We start from the raw sequence: 24,682 nt of genomic DNA, 5'->3' as shown, positions 1-24,682 counted from the left end.
ACCATGCTAGCATAGCATTATGGTAAACGTAGATTTAGTCACAGTATTTAACAGTCAGTGTGAGCTGGGTGAGGGAGCATACTACAGCCAGTTGTTGCAATGCGTGTTCTGGGTAGATATCTACGGCTGTAAGATTTACGCCTTGGATTGGCAGTCTCAACAGATAAAAGTCACTGCTGTTCCTGAGCCGGTTTGCTGGATAAAGGAAACGGATAGCGGGTTGCTTATTGCAGGCTTTGCTTCGGGTATTTATACGTTGGATAAGTACCTGCAACCACAATCGCTGCTGTGGCAATTACCACAATCAGAAAAACACAACCGGCTAAACGATGCAAAAGTCGACCGGCACGGGAATCTCTATTTCGGTACGATGGACAGGCTCGAACAGCGTAATTCAGGCAACCTCTACCGCCTGTGTGGTACACAGTCAGCACAAATAGTAGACGCTGGTTATGTGGTGAGCAACGGACCGGCTTTTAATCCTGCCGGAAGTATCATTTATTCAGTATCTTCCAAAGAACGCATCATATACGCCATTAACGTTGACCAGGCGCAAACGGTAACCAGTAAACGAATACACATTCAACTTCGTCCCTCGCAGGGGCATCCGGATGGCATTACCGTAGATACAAACGGCTGTCTGTGGGTCTGCGCCTGGGATGGTCATGCAGTATTACGATTCAATCCTGACGGTGACCTGATACAAACTATCCGACTGCCGGTACCTCGCGTTACCAGTGTTACCTTTGCCGGCCCGGACCTTGACCATATTTTCGTGACCTCAGCCCGCACCGGACTGGATGAAAAGGCATGCCGCAATGCGCCTGACAGTGGCAATACCTTTGTGTTTAAAACCGGTGCAAGAGGGATACCGGATAAAAGGGTAAATCTGTAAATCCGGATCCGGTTCAACATATCCTGGCCGTGTCGCTGGTACCCTGTAAATGTGGGCGCGACCTGTTTTTCACTGTTCAGGGGGGGCTAAGATCTTGGTTTTCTGGCCTGCTGCTGTGATAAACTAACGCTCAGGCTTAGAATGCTGTAATAGGCAATATACTAAAAGTTTGCCAGGCGATAGCTATCCTGATCCATTACCTCGCTTTATCCAATATGTTAACAGGCACCCGATATGATGCAGTCACTCGCACAACACCGTAAATTTTCTGTCGCTCCTATGCTGGATTGGACTGACCGTCACTGCCGGTATTTTTTGCGTTTGTTGTCTGACAATGCGCTGCTGTATACCGAGATGGTGACCACTGGTGCGCTAATTTACGGTAAAGGTGATTACCTGGCCTTTAACGAACAGGAGCACCCCGTTGCTTTGCAGCTTGGTGGATCAGATGCCAGTGATATGGCGCGTTGCGCAGTAATGGCGCAGGAGCGTGGCTATGATGAGGTTAATATCAATGTCGGGTGTCCCTCAGATCGTGTGAAAAATGGCAGCTTCGGTGCCTGTCTGATGGCACAGCCTGACGTGGTCGCGGCATCAGTGAAGGCCATGCAGGCAGCGGTTGATATTCCAGTAACGGTAAAGTGCCGTATCGGTATTGATGATATGGATGAATACCGTGGATTTGCAAAGTTTGTTGAAACAGTAGCAAATGCTGGCTGTGACACCTTTATTGTCCATGCGAGAAAGGCGTGGTTGCAGGGGTTGAGTCCGAAAGAAAACCGCGAGGTGCCGCCCTTAAATTATCCGCGTGTTCACCAGCTCAAGGCTGACTGGCCCCAGCTTAATATCAGCATTAATGGGGGAGTAAAAACCCTGGATGCGGTAAAAGAGCAGTTAATGCATGTGGATGGCGTTATGATGGGCCGTGAAGTCTACGCGAATCCGTATTTGATGGCGTCAGTAGATAAAGAAATATTCGGCCAGAATAGCACACCGTTGCCGCGCAGGGAGATTGTGCTGAAGATGCAGCAGTACATCGAAACTATCGATGAGCCAGGCTTCAAGCCGTGGCATGTTGCACGACACATGTTAGGTCTGTTTGCCGGTGAAGCTGGCGGACGTATCTGGCGACGTTATCTGAGCCAAAATGGCACCGGTAAATCACCGGATCCTGCATTGTTACTCAATGCGCTGGACAGTGTAGAAACAGCGCAGGCCAATGTAGCAGTATTCAATGAAAGTAAGGTTGGTTAAATAGACTATTGGTATTAGTCAATTTGACTATTTGGTGACCAGTGCCATTAGTCCGCTCGCAGAGTTTTAGCACCGTTAAATTTTAACCTATTGATTTTTAAATAAAATACTGGTCTGGCACAGCTTTCGCTATCTTTAAAGTGTTCGCACATTTGCACTTAACCTTTAAAGTAATAGCAAGGAAATCGTTATGAAAGCCCCAGCAATTGTAGTATCAACCCTTATGACCGCAGCACTTGTCAGTACGCCTGCTTCTGCCAACACTATGCCCATCGAGCGCGCTGTTAGTCACATGGTAGATAAGCTGGTTGCCAATACCGCTTACGAGCTAAAACTGGAAGTCACTGAGGCAGTAGCCAATGCAGTTTACATGTTTGAACCTGAAAACTCTGGTACACGCAAAGGTGCAGTAAACGTGACAGAACTGACAGCATCCAAAAAAGCTGACCGTGACGACGAGCAGGACACCCAGATACAGTAATCCGTCGAGGTTAGAGAAAAAGCAGCGAATCGCTGCTTTTTTTGTGTCTGAGGAAAAGGTGTGGTCGAAAACGCTACTGCGATGGTCAATTTAACTACTTATTTAATAAAAGTTGTCATGGTGAACATGTCTTCAGTATGAGAAATTCGTAAATTCCTTATAAAACACATATTTATATAGTTGGTATGGCAATTGAACTATCTTTTGTGTAACTGCAATTCTTTTTAAGAAGCACTGAATTGTATACCGATTATTTTAAAAGGAGATTGCCATGGGCATGTTTTCAAGAATGACTGATATCGTTCACGCCAATATCAATGCGATGCTGGATAAGGCGGAAGATCCTCAAAAGCTTATTCGTCTCATGGTACAGGAGATGGAAGAAGCATTAGCACACGCTCGCTGTGTCTCTGCACAATACATTGCACAAAAAAAGCAGCTCAATCGCAACGCCGATGCGTTCAAACGCAGCGCACAACGCTGGCAGGAAAAAGCACAGCGCGCGATTGAAAAAGATAATGACACGCTGGCAAGGGCTGCCCTCAAAGAGAAACAGACCCAGACCCGCCAGCTGGAAATACTGGAAGAAGAAATTGCGCAGATTGATATTCAGCTGGAAAAGCTCACAAGCGATATTGAGCAGTTGGGTCACAAGTTAGGTGAAGCCCGTCAAAAAGCACGCATGCTATCTCAACGTGAGCATACGGTAGCAACACAGCTTAAATTACGTAATCAGGCGCAGCAGGAAAGTGTTCAGCGCGCAATGAATAAATTTGAAGTCTATCAGCAGAAGGTTGACCAGTTAGAAGCGCAGGTGGAGGCCTATGATTTAGGCTCAGGCTCTGCATCACTGGAGGCGCAGTTTGCTCAGCTTGAGCAAGATGAGAGCATCGAGGAAGAGCTGGCTCGCATGAAAAAATCCAGAGCCGCGTAAATAGTATCCTTAGTAATCAGGAGTCAGATGATGAAGACTGTTAATTCACACAAACGAATTTATCGCATAATGCATGAGTCGGTAATTAGCGGCGTATGCGCCGGCCTTGCGCGCTGGCTGAGTGTTGATGCGGTATGGGTTAGAGCCGCAGCAGTGCTTAGCGTGTTTTTGCTACCCGGTATTACTGTGCTGGCCTACCTGGCGGCGGTTATTCTTTTACCCCGGTGGTCAGTATGAAAAATTTCTTTCTTGCGGTCGCCATTGCTTTATTGCTAGCCAGTGGGCTGGGTGCTGCGATCTGGGAGTGGATGGATATTAATATCTACTTCAGTGACGAGCTGCTGTCACCCTTTGACAACCTGATATTGTTTTTAGCACTGGCGGTACTCTTTGTTATAGTAGGCTTTATTATTGCAATCAGTATGTTCGGTGCAATTGTCATCGGGTTAGTGGCAGCCGCTGCTGCATTGTTTACCCTTGGGCTAAGTGTTTTCTGGCCGGTATTGGTCGTGTTAGCCGCTATTGGCGTATGGCGACATTATCAAAAACGCGCTTCAGTCCGCGCTTATGGCAATTCACCATATATGCAGGAGTAATCAATACAGTCGCAATGCCCGTAACAACAACGTTGAATTGACGTTATTGCTACGGGCATCACTGATATATAAGGAATATAACATTGGCTATCAAACAGTATCTTAACGCAAAGTGGATTGGGGCAGCAGCGGTATTGCTGTTTGTATTATTTTGGCTGGTGGGGTGGTACTGGAGCCTGTCGCCTGACACCTTTAATGTTAAAAAAAGGGTGACCGCACAGGCGGAAAAAGCGGCACACGTTGAGATACCCGGCTATACCATGACCACCAGTCTGATAATGGTCACCGAAACGCTGCTCGATAAACCGGGAGGCTACCTGTCCAACGATATGATGCCGCCGGGTGTGTTTCTGGATAATATGCCAAGCTGGGAGTTTGGCGTGCTGGAAATGACCCGTGACCTTGCTCTGGCAATGCGCAAAGACTTTTCCCGCTCTCAGTCTCAGTCCATCGAAAACCGCTACATCGCCAAGGCCGTTCCCCAGTTGAATATGGATAATGAAGCCTGGATGTTCCCTGCTGCTGAATCCAGCTATCAAAAGGGCATTGACTTGCTTTATAAGTACCGCGCTGAACTTGTGAATACTTCGCGCGGAGAAAGTCAGTTCTACACCCGTGCAGATAATCTCAGAGAATGGTTAAAGCTGGTTGAAAAGCGCCTGGGGAGTTATTCGCAGCGGCTAAGTGCCAGTGTTGGTTCATCAAGAGTGAATACCGATCTTGCAGGGCAGCGCGGCGCACGTCAGTCATCGCCGAATATGCAGGAAAAGCATATCCGCACGAGCTGGTGGAAACTGGATGATGTCTTTTATGAATCAAAAGGCGCAACATGGGCACTGTTACACTACTTGCGTGCTGTTGAGATTGAATTTGCCGACGTACTGGAGGATAAAAATGCGTTGGTAAGCCTGCGTCAGATTATCAGAGAACTTGAAGCGACGCAGCAAATTGTCTGGAGTCCGATGATTTTAAATGGTGATGGCTTTGGAATGCTGGCTAATCACTCACTGGTCATGGCAAACTATATCTCGCGCGCTAATGCTGCGCTTATCGAACTTACAGAATTAATGAATCAAGGATAATCAATGAAAAAGTGCATTTCAGCCTTAGCAGTTTTAGGCGTATTTGCAGTAACGCCGGTGTATGCTGACACGATAGCCGGCGTTTATATCGGGGCCCAGGGATGGCAGGCAGAGCCGGAAGGCGGCTTTGCTGACTCGCAGAATACAGCCAACTTTAATTTTGATGATGACATGCAGGGCACTGCATATATTGCGGTTGAGCATCCGGTTCCGTTTGTACCCAATGTAAAGGTCATTCACTCTACACTGGATACCGATGGCAATACACAGTTAGACGCCAACTACACGTTTGATGGTGACTTGTACACCGCTGATAGCAATGTGTTTACCAGTGTTGATTTAACCTCCACCGATTTTATTCTTTATTACGAATTGTTCGACAATGACATCGTCAGTTTCGATCTGGGTGTAAACGGTAAATATGTAGATGGTTCGCTACTGGTAGATGATGCCGCCAGCAGTACCCAGGGCAGTGCAGATTTCTCTGGCCTTATCCCTATGGCTTACTCAAGGGTTCAGTTTGGCTTACCGTTCTCCGGATTAGGTGCTTATGCAGAAGGCAGCTATTTGTCCTTTGATGATCACACGTTCAGTGATTATCAACTGGCTCTGACCTACTCATTTATCGAAAGCCTGGCGGTAGATATGACGGTACAACTAGGGTATCGCAATGTTGAACTGGACATCGAAGATCTTGATGATGTGTATATGGATATGTCTTACGACGGTGCATTTTTCGGGTTAGAATTGCACTTCTAGATTAAAATGTAACGTTTTAAGCACATTCAGTAATAAAAAAGTAAGAATAATTCTTTTCTCTTCATCGAAAACCTCGTTAGCCTTAGCATATCAAATTAAGGCTAACGAGTTATGTCAAACGATTCCAATCAAAATTTTGCGCCCCCTGCCGTTTTAAACGAGCAACAGGTAAATGCAATTACGCAGGCTCTGCAAGGGCTGAACCGAGACCAGTTGACCTGGCTTAGTGGCTATATTGCCGGAATAGCGGGTGCACCCGCAGGGGTGGCAAGTGCGCCATCGGTACCGGCGGGTCAGAGCGAAGCGCCCACGTTAACGATTCTTTTTGGCTCACAGACCGGAAATGCAAAAGGGCTGGCCGAAAGTTTTCAGGGTAAAGCAGAAGAAGCCGGCTTTAACAGTAAGCTGGTCAGTATGGCAGATTACAAGCCTCGTCAGCTGAAAAGCGAAACGCATGTTGTCGTATTTGTCAGTACGCATGGAGAAGGCGATGCGCCAGACGATGCCATTGAACTGCATGAATTTTTAGGTGGCAAAAAAGCGCCAAAATTACCTAATCTTAAATATGCGGTGCTGGGCTTAGGGGATAGCAGCTACGAATTTTTCTGTCAGACAGGCAAAGACTTTGACAGTCGCTTGTCGGCACTGGGTGGCACTGCAATCATTCCCAGAGAAGATTGCGACGTCGATTATGATGCGCAGGCGGAAAGCTTTGCAGATAAGCTGGTGGCTTCGCTAAAAGATGAGCTGGTTGCAGCTGCGCCGGCGCAAGCAGTTGCTGCACAGACCGGCATGGCAGCGCAGCCCGACAAGCCGACCTACACGAAGAAGGCACCTTTTGCAGCCACCTTGCTGGAAGCGCAAAAGATTACTGGCCGCGACTCTGTTAAAGATATCCAGCATATAGAAATCAGCCTGGAAGAGTCTGGCATAACGTATCAGCCCGGTGATGCATTAGGCGTTTGGTTTGCCAATAGCGAAGCATTGGTTGATGAGTTGCTGTCACTGACCAAGCTGGAAGGGACCGAAGAGGTTTCTGTTGCTGATACGCAGATGATTTTGCGGGAGGCGTTGATCAATAAACTTGAGTTAACGCTGAGTTACCCTAATTTCATCAAAGCCTATCAGCAGGCAACGAAATCAGACTCGCTGGCCGAACTGATGGAAGATAAAGCGACGTTACGTACCTATATGGCTGATCGTCAGATTGTGGATATCGTTCGTGATCATCCCGGCGACATTGACGCGCAAACATTGGTTGAGGCATTACGTACGCTCACGCCACGACTTTATTCTATCGCGTCTAGTCAGAGCGAAGTTGAAGATGAAGTACACCTGACGGTAGCTCATGTCGATTATGAGGCGTTTGGTGTCCGTCACCAGGGTGGCGCATCCGGTTACTTATGTGATCGATTGGCTGAAGGCGGTGAAGTTAACGTATTTGTTGAAAAGAACGATAATTTCAGATTGCCTGAATCACCAGATACGCCAGTAATCATGGTGGGCCCGGGTACCGGCATAGCGCCTTTCAGAGCGTTTATGCAAGAGCGGGATGCACAGGACGCGCAGGGTAAAAACTGGTTATTTTTCGGCAATCCGCATTTCACCCAGGATTTCCTGTACCAGGTTGAGTGGCAGGGTTACGTCAAAAGTGGCTTACTGGATAAAATTACGCTGGCCTTCTCTCGGGATCAGAAAGAAAAAGTCTATGTTCAGCATCGCTTGCTCGAACATGGCGCGCAGGTTTTTGAATGGCTGGAGCAGGGTGCACATTTTTATGTGTGTGGTGATGCGACGTATATGGCCAAAGATGTCGAAGCTGCGCTGATAAGTATTATTCAGGAGCATGGTGGTAAGTCCGAGCAAGATGCCAAGGCTTATCTGGTGGCTTTACGTAAAGCCAAACGTTATCAGAAGGATGTCTATTAATGAGCAATGAGAAAAAACCATTTGTCGTTGAAGGCAAACTGTCTGACAACGAGCGATTAAAAGCAGAAAGCCGCCATTTACGCGGCACGATTGAGCAGGATCTGAAAGACGATCTGACCGGCGGCTTTACCGCAGATAATTTTCAGCTGATTCGCTTTCACGGTATGTATCAGCAGGACGACCGTGATATCCGTCCGGAGCGCGCTAAACAAAAATTAGAGCCACTGCACAATGTTATGTTACGCGCCCGGTTGCCCGGCGGTATCATTACTCCGGATCAGTGGCAGGTCATTGACAAGTTTGCAGAAGAACACACCTTATATGGCAGCATTCGTCTGACGACCCGGCAAACATTCCAGTTTCATGGTGTGCTTAAACCTGAAATAAAATTGATGCACCAGACACTGAACAAGGCCGGTATCGATTCTATTGCCACTGCAGGTGATGTAAATCGTAATGTCTTGTGTACCTCTAATCCTATTGAGTCAGAGCTGCACTTGGAAGCGTATGAGTGGGCGAAGAAAATTAGCGAGCACTTACTTCCTAAAACACGCGCTTACGCAGAAATCTGGCTGGATGGCGAAAAAGTTGAAAGCACTGAAGATGAAGTAGAGCCGATTCTGGGCGATAACTACCTGCCGCGGAAATTTAAGACGACAGTGGTTATACCGCCGCAAAACGATGTCGATGTGCATGCTAACGACTTAAACTTTGTCGCGATTGAAGAAAACGGCAAGCTGGTCGGCTTTAATGTGCTGGTGGGTGGTGGCCTTGCCATGACTCATGGTGACACCTCAACCTATCCGCGCAAAGCCGATGATTTTGGCTTTATTTCGTTAAAAGATACGTTGGCGGTCGCAGAAGCAGTGGTGACGACGCAGCGCGACTGGGGTAACCGGGTTAACCGCAAAAATGCTAAAACCAAGTACACGCTTGAGCGGGTAGGGGTTGAGAACTTTAAAGCTGAAGTTGAAAAGCGTGCTGGCGTTGCTTTCGGGGAAAGCCGCCCTTATACCTTCACCAGTCGTGGTGATCGCTTTGGTTGGGTAGAAGGCATTGATGGCAAATATCACCTGACGGTATTTATTGAAAACGGTCGTATTCTCGATTTTCCCAATCGAACATTAAAAACCGGCTGTCTTGAAATTGCTAAAATTCATCAGGGTGATTTCCGCTTAACCGCCAATCAGAATTTGATCATTGCGGGTGTGCCAGCTGATCAGAAAGACGTCATCGAAAAGCTTGCCCGTGAACATGGTCTGATTGAGGCTGATACATCACAGCAAATGCTGGACTCAATGGCGTGCGTATCATTGCCTACCTGCCCGCTTGCTATGGCAGAAGCTGAGCGCTATCTGCCGGAAGCTGTCAGACGGATGGAAGATATTCTTACGGCACACGATCTTGCTGATGAAAGTATTATTTTCCGGATTACCGGTTGCCCGAATGGCTGTGGTCGCGCGATGCTGGCGGAAATTGGTCTGGTCGGAAAAGGGCCGGGCAAATATAACCTGCATTTGGGTGGTAATCGCGAAGGTACTCGCATACCGCGTATGTATCGCGAAAACATCGGCGAAGATGAAATATTTGCCGAAATCGATACGCTGGTTACGCAGTGGTCTGAAGAACGTCAGGCAAACGAGTCGTTCGGCGACTTTGTTATTCGTGCCGGCATTATTAAACCCGTCGTGGATTCAGCAAGAGACTTTTATGAGTAACGCAGATCCCATTTTACAACAGCCGCTGACATTGGATGCTGACAGCACACAGCTGGATGCAATCAATGCGCATCTGGAAACATTGACTGCTGCACAGCGGGTAGCCTGGGCTATGGATAATTTGCCCGCTACCCAGATAGTATCGTCGAGCTTCGGTGCCCAGTCAGCTGTTATGTTGCACTTACTCACACAGCAGCAGCCGGATATTCCGGTGGTACTGACCGATACAGGCTATCTGTTTCCCGAAACGTATCAGTTTGTTGATGATATGACCAAACGTCTTAACCTCAACCTTCATGTGTACAGTGCACCAATGTCTGCAGCGTGGCAGGAAGCGCGTTATGGCAGGCTGTGGGAGCAGGGCATGGAAGGCCTTGAGCAGTACAATCAGATGAATAAGGTCGAACCGATGCAGCGCGCGCTGAGTGAGCTTAACGCCGGCACCTGGTTTGCCGGGTTGCGTCGTAGTCAGTCTGACAGCCGGGAAAAGCTACCGGTGCTGCAAAAAGTGGGTGACCAATTCAAGCTTTATCCGATTATAGACTGGTCCAACAAAGACCTGCATTACTATCTCAAAGAGCACGATCTGCCCTATCATCCGTTATGGGAGCAAGGTTATGTCTCAATCGGTGACTGGCATACTACCCAATCGCTGCAGGAAGGCATGAGTGAACAGGATACGCGCTTCTTCGGACTCAAACGTGAATGCGGATTACACGAATTTGGCGATGGTATCTGATTTTCTAGTTATCATGTTCAACGTGAAAAGCCGGCGACATTAACTGAAAAAGCGCGGTTAAATAGTCGTCGGTTTGTTTTTTCTCAAAAAGTCGAAACAGCTCAGCTCCCACCGAAGTAAGTTTGTAATAAACCAGTGCTGTTCCTGCCTTTTTTGCTTGTAAAGAATAGGACTGCCTGCCGCAACGCCAAGTCACCGGCGCGTCAGGTTTAAGCTCCGAGCTTTCAATTTCACTGGCAAAAATAAGCTTCAAATCAATCAATGCCAGCAAATCCGGGTATGACAAACCAAACGAAGACAGGTTTAGTTGCCCGGGCGGTTGCGAACGTAAGATTTCCAGTACCGCTCTGCGACGGTAGTAGCCCACCAGTATCCTGGGGATTGCAGAGCGTGCAGGCCAACTGGCAATGCTGACCGCACGCCGAAAAAGTTGCGCGTCACGTTCAGTTAACAGCCGAATAGTTTCTAAGCTTCGAAGTGAAAAACTGCCGGGTGCACTTAGCTCTACTGCCAGTATTTTCCCCCACAATTCCTGCATTGCTGGACTGTAAACGTTTTCGGCAAGCGATAAAAAAGCGAAAAACCAGTCAGGGTCCAGCTCTTTGTGTGAAGAAGCATTGATGCTTACGTTTTTTGCGATATTTCCTATGCGTTTAAGATTATTTATGCGATTGAGCGCCTGTGCCCGCAATCTTTTTTCCACAGCATTCACATCATGATTAACGTCGCGCGAGTGCGCATTGATATCGATGCCAGATTGCATAAACCAGTTGTCTAATTTTTCAGCGCCAGCACTAACAAAATCAGAAGTGCCTGTTTTTTCGCCAGGTTTCGTAAAGTTACTGGTCTTATCAGATAAATTATCAGAAGTGGGTTTCGAAAACATTAGCGTATAATTTTATCCGGTTTATAAGGGATTTGCCGAGTAATCCTGATATCTGTGAGATGCGACTTGACGCGGTAAACACTATTGCATTGCTTACAAGGCTTTGCAATTTACTGAGCAAAGAGTAGGATTAAAAAATGCGGTAGTAAGGATTTCTCCGATAATGACGCAATCTTACGAAAATGACGAGTTAGTCTTCCTGGACGAAGATACAAATAATACGATTCCGGTCAAAAGTTATCAGTACTGGAACATACTTGTGGTGGATGACGACGAGGAAATCCACACGGTTACCCGATTAGCTTTAGCGGACTTAATTGTTAACGATCGCAAGCTGAATTTCTTGCATGCTTACACCGCAGAGCAGGCAAAAGATGTGCTCAATGAATATGGCGCGCAAATAGCCATCATTTTGCTTGATGTGGTTATGGAGACCGATAGTGCAGGTCTGAATCTCGTCAAATACTTGCGCGAGTCGCTGTCTTTACAGGAGCCGCGGATTGTTCTTCGCACTGGCCAGCCTGGCTACGCGCCTGAAGAAACCATCATCAAAGATTACGACATCAACGATTACAAAACGAAAACAGAACTCACCCGCAGTAAATTGGTGACAACGGTTATCGCGTCGTTACGATCTTATCAGCAGATTCTTACGATTAATCAAAGCCGTATCGGGCTGCAAAAAATCATTGATTCTGCCTCGAACTTACTTGAAGAGCATTCTGTAAAGTCGTTTTGCGAAGGTGTCGTTACGCAACTCAGCTCACTTATCGGGTTGGATGAGGAAGGGTTGGTATGTGCCAAAGCTGGTTCGATGCGGGACAAAGACAGCGAGGAAATTTTTGTCATCGGTGCCGCCGGAAATTACGCCAGATTGATTAATCAGCCGGTTAGCCAATTGAATAATCCGGGGATAAGCGAAAATATCGAACGATGTTTGCGCTACAAGCGGCATATCTTTGAAGATGGCACTTCGGTATTGTATCTGCATCGAGCCGGTTTTGAGGCCGCTGTTTATGTCAATATGGAAAAAGAGCTCAATGAGGTCGATCGCCAGCTGTTAGAGGTGTTTCTTTCCAGCATTTCAGTTGGTTATGAAAATGTACATTTGTTTCATCAGCTTAGAAACGCGGCATTTCGGGATTGGCTAACCAGATTACCCAACCGCAATGAACTCATCAATGTATTGGACCAACACCCTCCGGAGCACCATGAGTCCAGCGCAGCCTTAATTGATATCAGTCACTTTTCTGATATCAATGATGGTTTAGGCCAGGAAATCGGTAATGCGGTGCTTCAGGCTGTCGCCAACCGACTTGAATCCATGACCACCGACAGAGTCATCAAAGCCCGTATTGGCGGTGATGTTTTCGCACTTGTGGGCCCCATCGATGAGGTGAATCCAGAAAACATCAATCGTATTTTCCAGTCATCTGTTCAGGCGCTGGACCATAGCATTCCGCTGAATGTGACTATTGGTATGAGCGAAATTCAGGACGATTGTTTTCATGGTCTGGAAGTTTTAAAGCGAACGAATATCGCATTAAATCGCGCTAAGCGACACCATACAGAAAACTTTGCTTTTTATGCCCCGGAGATTGAAGAAAGCACCACGACTCAACTTGGTATGATCAGAAAATTGCGCAGCGATTTTGCTGATACGAAGCTTCAGTTATGGTTTCAGCCCCAAATTGACTTGCGTAGTGGAAGGGTGGCCGGGCTGGAAGGATTGTTACGCTGGCCTGACGGAAAAGGCGGATATATTCCCCCATCTGAATTCATACCTCTTGCAGAATATTCCGGGCTTATTGTTGATATTGGCAGGTGGGTGCTCGAAGAAGCCTGTCGACGCATTAGTCAACTGCGTGAAAATGGTTATGAACAGTTAAGGGTTGCGGTAAACATCTCAATTCCACAGTTTCGCGACAGATACTTTGTTGAAAAAGTAAAAACCGCACTAGACCGGTATAACTGTCCGTCAGGCAGTCTGGAATTAGAAATTACCGAAAGCGTCGTTATGGATGAACCGCAAATTGTCATAGATGCATTGGCTGCACTTAAAGCCCACGGCGTGGCTATTGCAATTGACGATTTCGGAACGGGCTTTTCATCAATGAGTTATTTACAACGTTTGCCGTTAGATCGCTTAAAAGTAGACCGTTCGTTTGTCAACGATATCGTACCGGGTAAAAATGCGGTTATTGCTGAGACTATTGTCAGTCTTGGCAACAAATTAGGTTTGGTGACCATCGCTGAAGGTGTCGAAACCCAGGAGCAGGCTCGCTATATGACCGAGCTGGGGTGTGATGAGGCGCAGGGATATTTATACGCCCGTCCTATGCCTTTTGACGACCTGATGCAGTTTTTATCAGGCCGTCAAGGCTAGTTTTCGAGCAATGCTTGCACCCGCTGTTGCAGCGCTGGAACAAGCGATGACTCGAACCACGGGTTTTTACCTAACCAGCGGTTGTTCCTTCCGGAAGGGTGGGGCGTAATAATGATGCTTTGCGAGGCATGTGCTTCGCTTTGCACCGCCTCGGTAAGCGTTTTATATTTGGGGCAATAAAATTGCTGGGCGTATCGACCCACAAGTACCGTAAGGGAAGGGTTGATGCGGCTAAGTAGCTGATGATGCCACGCCGGTGCACATTCCTTCCGGGGAGGCGCATCAGCACCATTTTTATAGCCGGGAAAGCAAAAGCCCATAGGGATAAGTGAGATAAGCTTTTCATTATAAAACGTATTTGTGTCGATACCCATCCAGCGGCGTAAACGGTCGCCACTGCGATCATTCCACGGTGTCGCGCTGTCATGGGCAAGAATGCCTGGCGCCTGGCCGATAATAACGATTCGGCTATGCTCTGAAGCAGCAAGCACGGGGCGGGGTGATTGAGGCAAATCAGCCTCACACAATGTGCAGGCCCTTACCCGACGCATTAAGGCTTCAAAACTTTCTTTATCGTATTTCAAATATTTCACCTGCTGTCACAAAGTTGTCATAAAACTATGATCTTGGTTTGATCTCTTGTCGTTAACAGAGTATGCTGTTTCATACAGTAATAAATAGTTATTACGAAGTCAGGAGATAAACATGCGTAAATCATTATTAGGTCTAGCACTGCTTACAACAACAGGCATTGCGCATGCGGAATCCAACGAAAATCAGCTTTTTGATTGCATGGACCGTACGACGTTTGAAGTAAATAGCGAGTGTATGTCCAATCAGATCACCAGCAATATTCGCTTCAAAGAGGCCGAACAGAAAGTCGTGACTATGGCGAGCGAATCTCGTGGTGATTATGCTATTGCTACGATGACATTCGATCCGCGTAAAATGCAGATTGATATCGTTGCGCACCGTGATGCACTTCAGGCAATGAACCGGGTCACAACGAAAAACTAATTTATTCCGCATTACAAAAAAACCGGCCAAGTGACCGGTTTTTTTGTGCTTTTACGTTAATCAAAAAATCCGGTTGAGTCCGTTTAACGCTGCTACCCGATAAGCCTCGGCCATTGTGGGGTAGTTAAATGTGGTATTCACAAAATAATCCAGCGTATTACCATCACCTTTCTGCTGCATGATAGCCTGACCGATGTGCACTATCTCTGAAGCACGTTCACCAAAGCAATGGATGCCCAGAATCTTTTTTGTTTCCCGATGGAAAAGGATTTTAAGGCTGCCAACAGTAGTTGATGCAATCTGTGCTCTGGCCAGATGTTTAAACTGTGCACGGCCAACTTCATAGGGCACTTTCTGCTCGGTCAATTCCTGTTCAGTCTTTCCCACTGAGCTTATCTCGGGAATGGTATAGATACCTGTAGGGATATCTTCAACCAAGCCGGTATTTGCCTTGCCCTCAAGCATAGCCTCGGCTGCAAACCGGCCTTGATTATAAGCTGCTGATGCCAAGCTTGGGTAGCCAATCACATCACCGACGGCGAAGATGGTATCGACATCAGTTTGATAATTCTCATTAACGTTAAGCTGCCCCCGGCTGTTTGCTTTTAATCCCACCGCGTCCAGATTCAGCAAGTCGGTGTTACCGGTTCTGCCGTTTGCGAACAATAAGCAATCAGCACGCATTCGCTTGCCTGATTCCAGATTCAGAATAACGCTGTCTTCTTTGCCTTCCACCGATTTATAGGTTTCATTATTACGAATAACCACGCCGTTATTCCACAGGTGATAACTGAGCGCATCAGAGATTTCTGCATCCAGAAATGATAACAGTCGGTCACGCATGTTGACCAAATCAACTTTTACACCCATACCACGAAAGATACTGGCGTACTCCGATCCGACAACACCCGCACCATAGATAATGATAGAGCGTGGCTGATGCTTAAGTGAAAGGATACTGTCAGAGTTGTAGATTCGTGGATGGTCAAAATCGATATCACTGGGGCAATAAGGTCGTGAACCTGTGGCGAGTAACACCTGCGCTGTGGTTAAGCGCTCCTCAGAACCATCGTTATTAGCAATCTTCAGAGTATTTTTATCTTCAAAGCTGGCTACACCGTAAAACAAGTCAACGCGATTCCGGTCATAGAATGAAGAGCGCAATTTGGTCTGGCTTTGAATCACCCCGCTGGCATGGCGCATAATATCTTCAAACTTAACCTGTTGATTAAGATTATTCTCTGAAAATAGTGGCGTGTTGTTGTATTCAATAAGCCGGCTGACGGAGTGACGCAGCGCCTTAGATGGAATGGTTCCCCAGTGTGTACAGCCACCACCTACAGATTTATAGCGTTCTACTACGGCAACGCGTTTGCCAGCCTTGGCAAGTTGCATCGCGGCACCCTCACCACCGGGGCCTGTGCCAATAACGACCGCATCGTAATTAAAGCTGGTTGGCTTCTTTTTGGTACTGGCTGCTTTTTTTGTCATACCGCTCACTCTTTTATTAACGTTACTGCATGATTTACGCACTACAGTATCGCCAGATCAACTATTTACTGCCTCTGACGTGCTATCGCTTGCTTCCTTAACCCTGGTTGCAAGAATCAGTGTGAAAAGTGTGCCACCGCCATCGGCCGCATCAACTTTGATATGGCCACCTAATACCTGTGTGACCCACTGATGAATCAGATGAAGACCCAGTCCCGTATTACCTTTGTGCCGTCCCGACGTTACGAAGGGTTCAAACATTGTATCTGCAACTAAGGGATCTATACCGTTACCATTATCCTGCACAGTAAGAACCACGTGATCATCATGTTTTGTCGCACTGATAGTAACAATGCCATGCTGACCTGGCGAAAAAGCATGGGTAAGGCAGTTATTTATCAGGTTTTGCAACACCTGGGACACGATACCCGGATAACTGGTCAGGTAGATACTTTTCGGTATATCAAGCTTTATCTCGACCGGGGTTTGTTTCAGCTGTGGCGACATAGCATTAATGATATCGTTGGCATTTTGAAGCAGGTGAAAGTGCGTGATGTGCTCACTGCTGCGATCTACAGAGAGTCGCTTAAACCGCTTAATCAGTTGACTGGCCCGCTCCAGGTTAGTCAGTGCCAGTTGCGCTGATGCATCACTTTGCTTAAGGAAGTCATCCAGCGCGGATTTCTTTAAACCGGCTTCAATTTTCGTTTTAAGTTCATGCAATCGACTTTGCTGACTGCTTACTGACATAATCGCAGCTCCCAGTGGTGTATTGAGCTCATGTGCCACGCCGGAAACCAACATACCCAGTGATGCCATTTTTTCAATTTCCACCAACTCGTCGCGTAATCGCTCCTGAAGTGCCAATGCTTGCTGTAGTTCGGTCTTCTCGTGTGTTAGTTTTTTGCCCAACTGGCGAATTCTATAAGATGTTATCAGCTCACGATATAGTGCAATCGCGCCAATCAGCAAAATGATTGCGGCGATGATTAACGCAGGGACTAACGCATGTTGGCGCAGATTGTGGTAAAACTGAGAGGGAGTTTGCGCCACAAAAAATAATTTCTGAACGCGTTGCTCGTCCTCGCTAAGGTGTATAGTAAGTTTACTGATACTGAAAATTCGCTGGTCGTCGGCGATATAAGTTGCCACTGCGTTGCTTGAGGCCAGTCTTGCCCATGTATCCTTGATATCGGTTCGTGGGCCGCCGACATCACCAGACCAAAGCTTTTGAGGGGCGGGGTGAATAAGCCACTGCGGCGTATCATCGGCCATAAGCAGGGTGGAGTTAGGTGAAGATAAGCCTTTAAGAAAGCTCATCAGCTCGGTCAGCCGAAAGTTTACCACCAGAAAACCTTCGCCCATCGGGTGAGACGGTACAGTATGCAGCATGGCTCTGATGGTCGGTTCCCGGGGTATTACTACTTTGCCGTTCTCGATGTTAAGTGTCATTCTGGATAATAACAGGGTGCCGGGCAAAGTTTGTTGAATTGCCTGTATATAAGGTCGGTGAGATTTGTTTTGCAGCTCTTGCTCACTAACCTGATGAGCAGAGAAGTCGTTAAAGTTTATACGAATTTTTTCCTGACCATTGAGATCGACCCACCGTAACTGTGAAATATTATCGAGCGTAGCGCCCACACGGCGTAAAGCCTGTGGAGCTTGCATAGATGACTTTTCATTTAGCAAGTCTTGAATGTGCGTGTCTAATAACCGCGTACTGTTTCTGATATCACCTAACTGACGATTGAATTCGCTGTTACCCAGAGAAAGTAAATTAAGATGCTCATTATTGAGCGAGGTGAGGGCAGTACTTATTCTTCTTTCGAATTGAAAAAGTCCTGCCACAAATGCCAGAATAAAGACCGTTGCCACCCACCACCAGATCTGAGGATGTGATGTGAGAAGTTGCTTGAATTTGCTCATTCCCGGTGGCTAGTGACTCTGCTGATGCTGTAATTGCGTCCTTAATTCAGTCAGAGGCATGGGTTTTGAAAATAGATAACCCTGTCCGGCGCGATAGCCGTTTTCCAGCAGCACGTCACGTTGCCGCTCGTTTTCAACACCCTCTGCAATAATATCAGTACTGAATTCGTCACTAAGTTTTTTTATCATGCGAATAACCGCCAGCGCATTGTCAGGTTCAGTGCCGGTAAGTTGTTGAACGAATGTTTGATCAACCTTGAGCGTATGGGCGGAAAGTTTCGAAATATGAGCCAGTGAAGAATATCCCGTACCAAAATCGTCGATACTTACTTTAACTCCGCTATCTGAAATAACCTTAAGCACATCCATTACAATGTTATAGTTTTCAATGGCTTGTGTTTCAGTGATTTCTATTTCAAGTAAAGCAGGGTCAATGGTTTTTTCGCTAAGCAGAACTCTGAAAGCTTCCATGAACAATGGTGAGTCAAAATCACGACTGGACACATTAAAGGAAACAGGAATTGCTATATCGCTGTTGATTAGGGTTTTGATATCTTTAAAAACCTGTTGCATAACAAACATGTCGATTTTATTTATCAGACCAGACGTTTCTGCAACAGGAATGAAGATGCCAGGGGAGAGTTCGCCGCGAAATGGATGCTGCCAGCGTAACAATGCTTCTGCCCCAATAATTTTGCCCGTCTCTAAATCGTGTTTTGGTTGATATTTAAGTTTCAGACCAGATTTTTCGTTTAACGCACTGTGAAGCTCTTTTAACAACAGATAGCGTGCGCCCAACTCTTCGCGTAAAGTCGGAGAATAGTATTGCAGGGCAGAGCCCGCGTGATGACCCGCATGTAATGTTGCTTCCGCTAGCCTTATTGCTTTGTCGGATTCCTGGTCGTCGATATCGGCCACATCTAGCACCGCAATGAAGCATTCTGATTTGTGCGTTATCTCCTCCAGTTCCAGCGATAACTCTGTCGCATTTTCTAACTGTACAGTATCAGGCAGGTTGGAACGGTGCATTAAAAAGGCAAACGTATCATCCTCTAAACGGGCTACCGCAAAATGCGGAGAAAGCCTTTTTCTTAACTGCTCCAGTGCCTGCTTTAGCATTTCCAGCGCATAGTCTGCGCCGAGTAAAATCTCGCAGGTATAAAAATCATCTACCTTTACCAGCACCATCACGGTTTCTTTTCGATCAAACGTGGAGGAGTTCTGAAACTGGCGTTGCAGCCAGTTCCTGTTAGCGACATTGAGTTCAGTATCAAAAAAAGCCAGTGAGGATAGCTTGTCCATCAATGCAATGTTCATAAACCCATTGCTGATATTCTCGCTAAAAACCATAAGCAGCGAAATATGGCTGGGCAATAGCTTTTTCGGAGATTTCACCAAAAACAGATAGTGATGGTCGTTGACATCCTGTGTGTTGAAATACAGTGCAGACCAGCTGCCGTCAAACTTATGTTCGGTAGTGCTAACAGCTTCGCTAAATAAGGAATGGATGGCGTTTTTTTCACTGGGATAGTGTTCTAACAATTCTTTGATTGAGCGTTGCTCATGGCGTACGAAATCGCCAGTGGCGGCGAGGATAACGCTCTCTTCAGGAGTCTGCTGTGCTTTGCGATAGGCACACGCCACGCCACCACTTTCAGGCACACCAATCAGACGAGATATTTCTGCCAGTACCGTTTTTGTAAACCCATCAATATTATGCCGTGAGGTAATGGCCTTTGACGCATCAACGATCATCTGCAGGCCACGACGAGCAACATTTAGTTCCGTCATTGACTGCCATGTGCGGATATTGCTGCTAACGATAGTGCGTAATTTGTCTTCGGTAAGATCAACCTTGTTCCAGTACTCATCAACATCGAAGTCACGCATTGTATCGATGCGTGCGCCATTCCCGGCTGTCCGGTCAGCAAAATAATACGGACTTCATTATTGCCAAGTACATTGCGGGTAGTACTAATCAGGAAGAGGCCTGCATCGTCCCGCTCCATCACTACATCCAGCAGAATAACAGCAATGTCATTTCTCTCAGCAATAATCGCTGCAGCGGACGTTGCGGAGTTGGCGGTAATACACTTTACGGGCCGCCCTCTGACACTCAGTGCTGTTAAGCCATTGAGTAATGACTGTTGATAGCCGGGATCATCCTCTACACTCAAAACAATCCAGGGGGCCGCATCACTCTGATTTGTCGATAATTCAATTTGTTCATCAACAAATTCGAATAATTGCTCTTCACTCATTGATAACCCTGCCTAAAAATTTCGTCCGTGCTTCACTTGCAGTGGAAACACTACAAATTCGGGTGATATCCGATATTCATAAGTTTCGTTGAAAAGTAAAAAATATCAAATTATTAATCATTAATGTAGAGATTAGAACGAACCGCAGCGGTTCCATGAATTTTAAGTACGCGCAATAAGATAAATCAAGTCGGTACAAAAAAACGCAGCCAGTGGCTGCGTTTTTTATTTAACAAAGGGAAAAGTTGAGCTGCTGCACTCGCAGCCATTTCTCTTGCTGGAGAGAAAAGGCAGCTTTCAGCTCCTTGTAGGTGTAGTCGAGTTCAAGTCTTTCTACACTGCGCTTGAGGCATTTTTGTCTGACACGCATTAAGCGCTTTTTAGCGGCATAGTATTCAGACATTTTCTGAATCAACAAATCGTATTCGGACTGAATTTTTTGCAATACTTCATCAGCATTAGGCAACTGAGACACTCTGGCGCTGGCTTTTTGAAACTGCATTGCAGCGCGGGCTTTACGAATACGCTCCTCGGGTACACGTCGCAAATTATGTGTCAGGCCGACAAATGAGAGACCCCGAATTAACCATTTTGTAGGATCAAATTGCCACCAGCGAATACCATTTCTGTAATCGTATTCAAAAATATGATGGTAATTATGGTAGCCCTCGCCAAAGGTGAAGAATGCCAGAATGCCGTTATCTTTTGCCGTATTGCCATCGGTGTACGGCTGTTTGCCCCAGAAGTGCGCCAGGGAATTGATAAAAAACGTGACGTGATGAACCATAACCAGTCGAAACACGCCTGCAATCAGGATCATGCCAAGAATGTCGCCGTTCAGCCAGCCAAGTAACCCGGTAATGCCAAAGTTACTCGCCAATACAATAGGCAAATAATACTTATGCTGCCACATCACCACCGGGTCTTTCTTCAGGTCTTTGCAATTGCGGTAATCATCATAACGGTGCGACTGGTATTCACGAAGCATCCAGCCGATGTGCGCAAACCAAAGACCGCGCTTGGCAGAATAAGGGTCTTTTTCTGTATCATCAACATGGCGATGATGAATACGATGGTCGGAACACCAATGCAAAATACTGTTTTGTAATGCCATCGCGCCGCCAACCGCGAGCACTACTCTGACGACAATATTCGCATCGTAGGTTTTATGAGACCACAGACGATGGTAGCCAGCCGTGATAGACATGCCGGTAAAATAGAACAAGACAATAGCGGTCACAATTTCCGCTGTATCGAAACCGATATAGGCCGCCCAGAGAGGCACACCGATAAACGCAATAGCGCCGGTTACAATGAATACAAGAATATTTGTGATAATTAAAGGTGGTTTTTTCATCAACAACAACTCAGCTTACAAGTGTACGCTAATTTATATCCTTAGCGCGCGTTAGTAAAGTCAGTGAGCATAATTTCGGTAAAAAGTATAAGAGATTTAATGTTTGGAGCAGGTGGGTTGCATACCGATGGGATTTTGGCAAAGTAACGGCGACGAAATGACTGTATTCGATTAGAATGCAAGGGCGTCACGAGGAAGGAGAAAAGTGTGAGTCGCCAGGAGCAAAAACAAAAAACGCGTCAGAGTATTATTCAGGCCGCATTTTCTTTGCTGGATGAGAACCGGAGTTTGTCTGCTATCAGTTTAAGAGAAGTCGCCCGTGCAGCCGGTATCGCACCTACCTCATTTTATCGACACTTCAAAGACATGGACGAGTTAGGTTTAACGCTGGTAGACGAGGCCGGTCTGGCCTTACGCCAACTAATGAGACAAGCCCGTAGCCGAATCGCATCAGGTGGTGGTGTCATTGACACATCGGTTGATACCTTTATTGAGTTTATTTGCGCTAACAGCAACGTATTCCGGTTACTGTTACGTGAACATACGGGCACATCACCGGCTTACCGTCTGGCCGTGCTCCGGGAAATCCAGCATTTTGTTGAAGAGTTAACAGATTACATCGCCGACCAGCAAAAGCTGGAACACAATATTGCGGGTCTGCAGGCAGAAGCGATGGTGCGGTTGGTTTTCAGTGCTGGCGCTGACACCCTTGAAGCAGAGGGCAACGCCAGAACAGAAATAGGCGAACGTGTAAAAGCACAATTGCGCTTTGTTCAGATGGGCGCGCGCGCCTATCAGGCTAAATAGCGCTTCTCTATCTTAACGGCGCGTCAGCCTTACTCCCGCCTCAATATGGTGGGTGAAAGGAAACTGATCAAATAGTGCTGCATCAGTAATTTTGTGTGTTTGCGTGAGAATCTTCAAATTATCTGCCAGCGTTTCAGGGTTACATGAGATATAGATGATATCGTCATAATCCTGGATCATGGCAAGTGACTCGTCATCCAAACCTGCACGGGGCGGATCTACCAGCACAGTGCCGAAATCATAGCTATCCAAATCTACACCTTCCAGACGACTGAAAGTACGCGTTTTGCGCATTGCGCTGGTAAAATCTTCTGCTGACAGGCGCACAATTTTTACATTGTCCAGATTGTTGCGCTCAATATTGTACTGCGCCGCAGCCACCGACGGCTTTGCGATTTCTGTACCGATGACGTGACGAAACTGGTTAGCCATGGGAATAGAGAAATTGCCCGCGCCACAATACAATTCCAGTAAATCACGCTGATTGTTACCGCACACTTCCAGTGCCCACTCAATCATTTTGCAATTGACCTTCGCATTGGGTTGCGTAAAGCTGTTTTCGATATGTTTAAAGTAATACGTGGTGCCGTTAACGGGTAACGCTTCAATAATGAAGTCATCACCAACAACGGTTTTTTGCTTGCGTGCCCGCCCAATCAAACTGACAGTAAAGTGCTCCGATAAGGTATCTCTGAGCTTTTTAGCCTCTTCATGCCATTGCTCATCAATAGGTTTGTGGTAAAGCAGGCTAATGACCAGCTCTCCACTCAGGCCGCTTAAATAGTCAATCTGGAAAAGCTTCTTTCTCAAAACAGCATTGCACTTCAACTTTTCAATGAGCACCGTCATTGCTTCATTGATGGTTTCACTGGCAGCAGGAAAATTATCAACACGATACTTTTCTTTAGTCTGTTGATTGAACATGATGTGGTACAGGTCATCTCCATCATGCCATACCCTGAATTCCGCGCGCATGCGATAGTGCACTTCATCAGACGCAAACACGTGAACCTCTGGTGCGTCAAAGTCTGATAGCAGTGATTGCAGTCGCTCAGTCTTTTCATTTAGTTGCTGATGATAAGTCATCTGTGCTGATGGTTGTGACTGGTTCGCCATGAAACGTCTCCGCATTATGCCGGTAAAGGATTAAGGTCGCGCATTGTAGTTGGATTATTCGTGACTGCAATGAGTTTGCATCTATACAGGTAGCAAGTATAGAAAATGGTGTATGAATTGATAACAGCGATCAGTACGCAATAAAAAACCCGGACTGGGCCGGGTCTTTGAAACTGCTATTCAGCGTCGCCTTTTTCCTTGGCATGCCTCACTTTCAGTGTTCGCTCAAGAAATACCTTATCATTAAGCTCATCAATGGCGGAGTCGACATCATCAGTAATGACTTCAATAAAACCGTAACCTTTACGTTTACCGGTTCGACGATCTTTCATTAATCTGACAGATTGCACATTAATAAAACTTTTAAAGTAATCCTTTACGGCTTCCTCATTTGCCTTATAAGGCAGATTTCCCACATATAAGGTTGCTGTTTCTTTTGAAACGGCCCCGGGGGCCTCTTGAGAAGAAGATGTTCCGCTTATTAGTGATGCCAGCCATGGCGTAACGATGCCACTAATAAGCAAGGATGCTGCAACAGACAAAGGTAAACTGATTTCCATGTCAGAAGACGAGATAACAAAATACCCGGCTGCAGCAAATACTACGCTGATAACAGCGCAATGGATAAAGCCAACTTTCATAAACCTTCCTTAAAATTGTTATTGATAATACTTGGAGGCTGTACATAGTTTACTCACTTGAAACAATTAGAACAACTTTATGTGTAACTTATGCACGAAAGACTTTTTTATGAGCGGGTTTTGTATTGAAAACGACCGTTTGAGCGACTTATGCAACGAAGTAGGCTGAAAACATAAAAAAGGGGTTGACGGTATGCGTTTGTCATGTAGAATGCGCCCCACGTTTCGAGAGGGCAGCAGCCAAATCGGAGCCGGCAAAATCTAAATACTTTTTTTGAAAATAAATTAAATTAAGTGTTGACATTAACTGCCGATTGCGTAGAATGCGCATCCCGCTTCGGGGAGAAACGAAGCAAAATGTTCTTTAACAATTTATAACAAGACAATCTGTGTGGGCACTCGTTAAG

General features: G+C 46.4%; 23 protein-coding genes. 14 read left to right on the top strand and 9 right to left on the bottom strand.

What is annotated here, in order from left to right; genetic code table 11:
- The first annotated feature begins 19 nt into the window (after positions 1–19).
- The 11 genes from HHX48_RS14240 to HHX48_RS14190 all read left to right on the top strand — a co-directional run bounded on the left by HHX48_RS14240 (position 20) and on the right by HHX48_RS14190 (position 10,387).
- Positions 20–895, top strand: coding sequence for an SMP-30/gluconolactonase/LRE family protein (locus tag HHX48_RS14240; RefSeq protein ID WP_191026104.1), 876 nt, complete (start codon positions 20–22; stop codon positions 893–895).
- A gap of 234 nt (positions 896–1,129) precedes the next feature.
- Positions 1,130–2,149 carry a tRNA dihydrouridine(20/20a) synthase DusA gene (gene dusA / locus HHX48_RS14235; RefSeq protein ID WP_397541089.1) on the top strand — a complete coding sequence of 340 codons (1,020 nt, stop codon included), beginning with the start codon at positions 1,130–1,132 and terminating at the stop codon, positions 2,147–2,149.
- A gap of 190 nt (positions 2,150–2,339) precedes the next feature.
- On the top strand, positions 2,340–2,630 hold the full coding sequence (locus HHX48_RS14230; protein ID WP_191026103.1) for a hypothetical protein: 291 nt from the start codon (positions 2,340–2,342) through the stop codon (positions 2,628–2,630).
- A 271-nt stretch (positions 2,631–2,901) separates the two neighbouring features.
- Entirely contained in the window at positions 2,902–3,564 is a 663-nt protein-coding gene (locus HHX48_RS14225) for a PspA/IM30 family protein (protein WP_191026102.1), read from the top strand.
- Positions 3,565–3,591: 27 nt separating this feature from the next.
- Positions 3,592–3,801 carry a PspC domain-containing protein gene (locus HHX48_RS14220; protein WP_223858412.1) on the top strand — a complete coding sequence of 70 codons (210 nt, stop codon included), beginning with the start codon at positions 3,592–3,594 and terminating at the stop codon, positions 3,799–3,801.
- Positions 3,798–4,160 (top strand): hypothetical protein, encoded by a 363-nt coding sequence (locus HHX48_RS14215; RefSeq protein WP_191026101.1) that lies wholly within the window; start codon positions 3,798–3,800, stop codon positions 4,158–4,160. Before HHX48_RS14220 ends, HHX48_RS14215 begins: the two co-directional genes overlap by 4 nt.
- An 89-nt stretch (positions 4,161–4,249) precedes the next feature.
- Complete coding sequence (locus tag HHX48_RS14210) at positions 4,250–5,242, top strand: DUF2333 family protein (protein WP_191026206.1); 993 nt, start codon at positions 4,250–4,252, stop codon at positions 5,240–5,242.
- Positions 5,243–5,245: 3 nt separating this feature from the next.
- A complete protein-coding gene (locus HHX48_RS14205; RefSeq protein ID WP_191026100.1) occupies positions 5,246–6,001 on the top strand; it encodes a TIGR04219 family outer membrane beta-barrel protein in 756 nt (251 codons plus the stop codon).
- A 111-nt stretch (positions 6,002–6,112) separates the two neighbouring features.
- On the top strand, positions 6,113–7,930 hold the full coding sequence (locus tag HHX48_RS14200) for an assimilatory sulfite reductase (NADPH) flavoprotein subunit (RefSeq protein WP_191026099.1): 1,818 nt from the start codon (positions 6,113–6,115) through the stop codon (positions 7,928–7,930).
- Positions 7,930–9,648, top strand: coding sequence for an assimilatory sulfite reductase (NADPH) hemoprotein subunit (gene cysI / locus HHX48_RS14195; protein WP_191026098.1), 1,719 nt, complete (start codon positions 7,930–7,932; stop codon positions 9,646–9,648). Before HHX48_RS14200 ends, cysI begins: the two co-directional genes overlap by 1 nt.
- Positions 9,641–10,387, top strand: coding sequence for a phosphoadenylyl-sulfate reductase (locus HHX48_RS14190; RefSeq protein WP_191026097.1), 747 nt, complete (start codon positions 9,641–9,643; stop codon positions 10,385–10,387). Before cysI ends, HHX48_RS14190 begins: the two co-directional genes overlap by 8 nt.
- Positions 10,388–10,391: 4 nt before the next feature.
- Here the strand turns inward: HHX48_RS14190 and HHX48_RS14185 are convergent, their stop codons facing one another.
- Positions 10,392–11,273: a TIGR03899 family protein gene (locus HHX48_RS14185; protein WP_191026096.1), complete on the bottom strand. Its 882-nt coding sequence runs from the start codon at positions 11,271–11,273 to the stop codon at positions 10,392–10,394.
- 160 nt (positions 11,274–11,433) lie between these two features.
- Between HHX48_RS14185 and HHX48_RS14180 the strand changes: the two genes are divergently transcribed.
- On the top strand, positions 11,434–13,659 hold the full coding sequence (locus tag HHX48_RS14180) for a bifunctional diguanylate cyclase/phosphodiesterase (RefSeq protein ID WP_397541095.1): 2,226 nt from the start codon (positions 11,434–11,436) through the stop codon (positions 13,657–13,659).
- Here the strand turns inward: HHX48_RS14180 and HHX48_RS14175 are convergent.
- Positions 13,656–14,252: a uracil-DNA glycosylase family protein gene (locus tag HHX48_RS14175; RefSeq protein ID WP_397541088.1), complete on the bottom strand. Its 597-nt coding sequence runs from the start codon at positions 14,250–14,252 to the stop codon at positions 13,656–13,658. The genes HHX48_RS14180 and HHX48_RS14175 overlap by 4 nt on opposite strands.
- Positions 14,253–14,364: 112 nt before the next feature.
- Here HHX48_RS14175 and HHX48_RS14170 point away from each other — a divergent pair, with 112 nt between their 5' ends.
- Positions 14,365–14,676, top strand: a complete 312-nt coding sequence (locus tag HHX48_RS14170; protein WP_191026094.1) for a pyridine nucleotide transhydrogenase — start codon at positions 14,365–14,367, stop codon at positions 14,674–14,676.
- 60 nt (positions 14,677–14,736) lie between these two features.
- Here HHX48_RS14170 and sthA read toward each other — a convergent pair whose 3' ends face one another.
- From sthA to HHX48_RS14145, 5 genes are all read right to left on the bottom strand, one after another.
- Positions 14,737–16,167: a Si-specific NAD(P)(+) transhydrogenase gene (sthA, locus tag HHX48_RS14165; protein WP_191026093.1), complete on the bottom strand. Its 1,431-nt coding sequence runs from the start codon at positions 16,165–16,167 to the stop codon at positions 14,737–14,739.
- A 57-nt stretch (positions 16,168–16,224) separates the two neighbouring features.
- Positions 16,225–18,093: a sensor histidine kinase gene (locus tag HHX48_RS14160; protein ID WP_191026092.1), complete on the bottom strand. Its 1,869-nt coding sequence runs from the start codon at positions 18,091–18,093 to the stop codon at positions 16,225–16,227.
- Positions 18,094–18,102: 9 nt separating this feature from the next.
- Positions 18,103–19,983 carry an EAL domain-containing protein gene (locus HHX48_RS14155; RefSeq protein ID WP_191026091.1) on the bottom strand — a complete coding sequence of 627 codons (1,881 nt, stop codon included), beginning with the start codon at positions 19,981–19,983 and terminating at the stop codon, positions 18,103–18,105.
- Positions 19,881–20,354 (bottom strand): hypothetical protein, encoded by a 474-nt coding sequence (locus HHX48_RS14150; protein ID WP_191026090.1) that lies wholly within the window; start codon positions 20,352–20,354, stop codon positions 19,881–19,883. Before HHX48_RS14150 ends, HHX48_RS14155 begins: the two co-directional genes overlap by 103 nt.
- 229 nt (positions 20,355–20,583) lie before the next feature.
- Positions 20,584–21,711, bottom strand: a complete 1,128-nt coding sequence (locus tag HHX48_RS14145; RefSeq protein WP_191026089.1) for an acyl-CoA desaturase — start codon at positions 21,709–21,711, stop codon at positions 20,584–20,586.
- A 207-nt stretch (positions 21,712–21,918) separates the two neighbouring features.
- Between HHX48_RS14145 and fabR the strand changes: the two genes are divergently transcribed.
- Complete coding sequence (gene fabR / locus HHX48_RS14140; RefSeq protein WP_191026088.1) at positions 21,919–22,518, top strand: HTH-type transcriptional repressor FabR; 600 nt, start codon at positions 21,919–21,921, stop codon at positions 22,516–22,518.
- A 12-nt stretch (positions 22,519–22,530) separates the two neighbouring features.
- Here fabR and trmA read toward each other — a convergent pair whose 3' ends face one another.
- Together trmA and HHX48_RS14130 are read right to left on the bottom strand one after the other, a co-directional pair.
- Positions 22,531–23,634: a tRNA (uridine(54)-C5)-methyltransferase TrmA gene (gene trmA / locus HHX48_RS14135; protein ID WP_191026087.1), complete on the bottom strand. Its 1,104-nt coding sequence runs from the start codon at positions 23,632–23,634 to the stop codon at positions 22,531–22,533.
- A 176-nt stretch (positions 23,635–23,810) separates the two neighbouring features.
- On the bottom strand, positions 23,811–24,275 hold the full coding sequence (locus tag HHX48_RS14130; protein ID WP_191026086.1) for an RNA recognition motif domain-containing protein: 465 nt from the start codon (positions 24,273–24,275) through the stop codon (positions 23,811–23,813).
- Positions 24,276–24,682 lie beyond the last annotated feature (407 nt).

This window comes from Salinimonas profundi (assembly GCF_014750655.1).
GTDB lineage: Bacteria > Pseudomonadota > Gammaproteobacteria > Enterobacterales > Alteromonadaceae > Alteromonas > Alteromonas profundi_A.
This window is presented reverse-complemented; position numbering and strand designations above follow the sequence as displayed.

What these genes read in the sequence shown, in the direction of transcription:
- HHX48_RS14240 (WP_191026104.1), top strand. Translation starts at nt 20, where the DNA reads ATGGTAAACGTAGATTTAGTCACAGTATTTAACAGTCAGTGTGAGCTG.
- dusA (WP_397541089.1), top strand. Translation starts at nt 1,130, where the DNA reads ATGATGCAGTCACTCGCACAACACCGTAAATTTTCTGTCGCTCCTATG.
- HHX48_RS14230 (WP_191026103.1), top strand. Translation starts at nt 2,340, where the DNA reads ATGAAAGCCCCAGCAATTGTAGTATCAACCCTTATGACCGCAGCACTT.
- HHX48_RS14225 (WP_191026102.1), top strand. Translation starts at nt 2,902, where the DNA reads ATGGGCATGTTTTCAAGAATGACTGATATCGTTCACGCCAATATCAAT.
- HHX48_RS14220 (WP_223858412.1), top strand. Translation starts at nt 3,592, where the DNA reads ATGATGAAGACTGTTAATTCACACAAACGAATTTATCGCATAATGCAT.
- HHX48_RS14215 (WP_191026101.1), top strand. Translation starts at nt 3,798, where the DNA reads ATGAAAAATTTCTTTCTTGCGGTCGCCATTGCTTTATTGCTAGCCAGT.
- HHX48_RS14205 (WP_191026100.1), top strand. Translation starts at nt 5,246, where the DNA reads ATGAAAAAGTGCATTTCAGCCTTAGCAGTTTTAGGCGTATTTGCAGTA.
- HHX48_RS14200 (WP_191026099.1), top strand. Translation starts at nt 6,113, where the DNA reads ATGTCAAACGATTCCAATCAAAATTTTGCGCCCCCTGCCGTTTTAAAC.
- cysI (WP_191026098.1), top strand. Translation starts at nt 7,930, where the DNA reads ATGAGCAATGAGAAAAAACCATTTGTCGTTGAAGGCAAACTGTCTGAC.
- HHX48_RS14190 (WP_191026097.1), top strand. Translation starts at nt 9,641, where the DNA reads ATGAGTAACGCAGATCCCATTTTACAACAGCCGCTGACATTGGATGCT.
- HHX48_RS14185 (WP_191026096.1), bottom strand. Translation starts at nt 11,273, where the DNA reads ATGTTTTCGAAACCCACTTCTGATAATTTATCTGATAAGACCAGTAAC.
- HHX48_RS14170 (WP_191026094.1), top strand. Translation starts at nt 14,365, where the DNA reads ATGCGTAAATCATTATTAGGTCTAGCACTGCTTACAACAACAGGCATT.
- sthA (WP_191026093.1), bottom strand. Translation starts at nt 16,167, where the DNA reads ATGACAAAAAAAGCAGCCAGTACCAAAAAGAAGCCAACCAGCTTTAAT.
- HHX48_RS14160 (WP_191026092.1), bottom strand. Translation starts at nt 18,093, where the DNA reads ATGAGCAAATTCAAGCAACTTCTCACATCACATCCTCAGATCTGGTGG.
- HHX48_RS14155 (WP_191026091.1), bottom strand. Translation starts at nt 19,983, where the DNA reads ATGCGTGACTTCGATGTTGATGAGTACTGGAACAAGGTTGATCTTACC.
- HHX48_RS14150 (WP_191026090.1), bottom strand. Translation starts at nt 20,354, where the DNA reads ATGAGTGAAGAGCAATTATTCGAATTTGTTGATGAACAAATTGAATTA.
- HHX48_RS14145 (WP_191026089.1), bottom strand. Translation starts at nt 21,711, where the DNA reads ATGAAAAAACCACCTTTAATTATCACAAATATTCTTGTATTCATTGTA.
- trmA (WP_191026087.1), bottom strand. Translation starts at nt 23,634, where the DNA reads ATGGCGAACCAGTCACAACCATCAGCACAGATGACTTATCATCAGCAA.
- HHX48_RS14130 (WP_191026086.1), bottom strand. Translation starts at nt 24,275, where the DNA reads ATGAAAGTTGGCTTTATCCATTGCGCTGTTATCAGCGTAGTATTTGCT.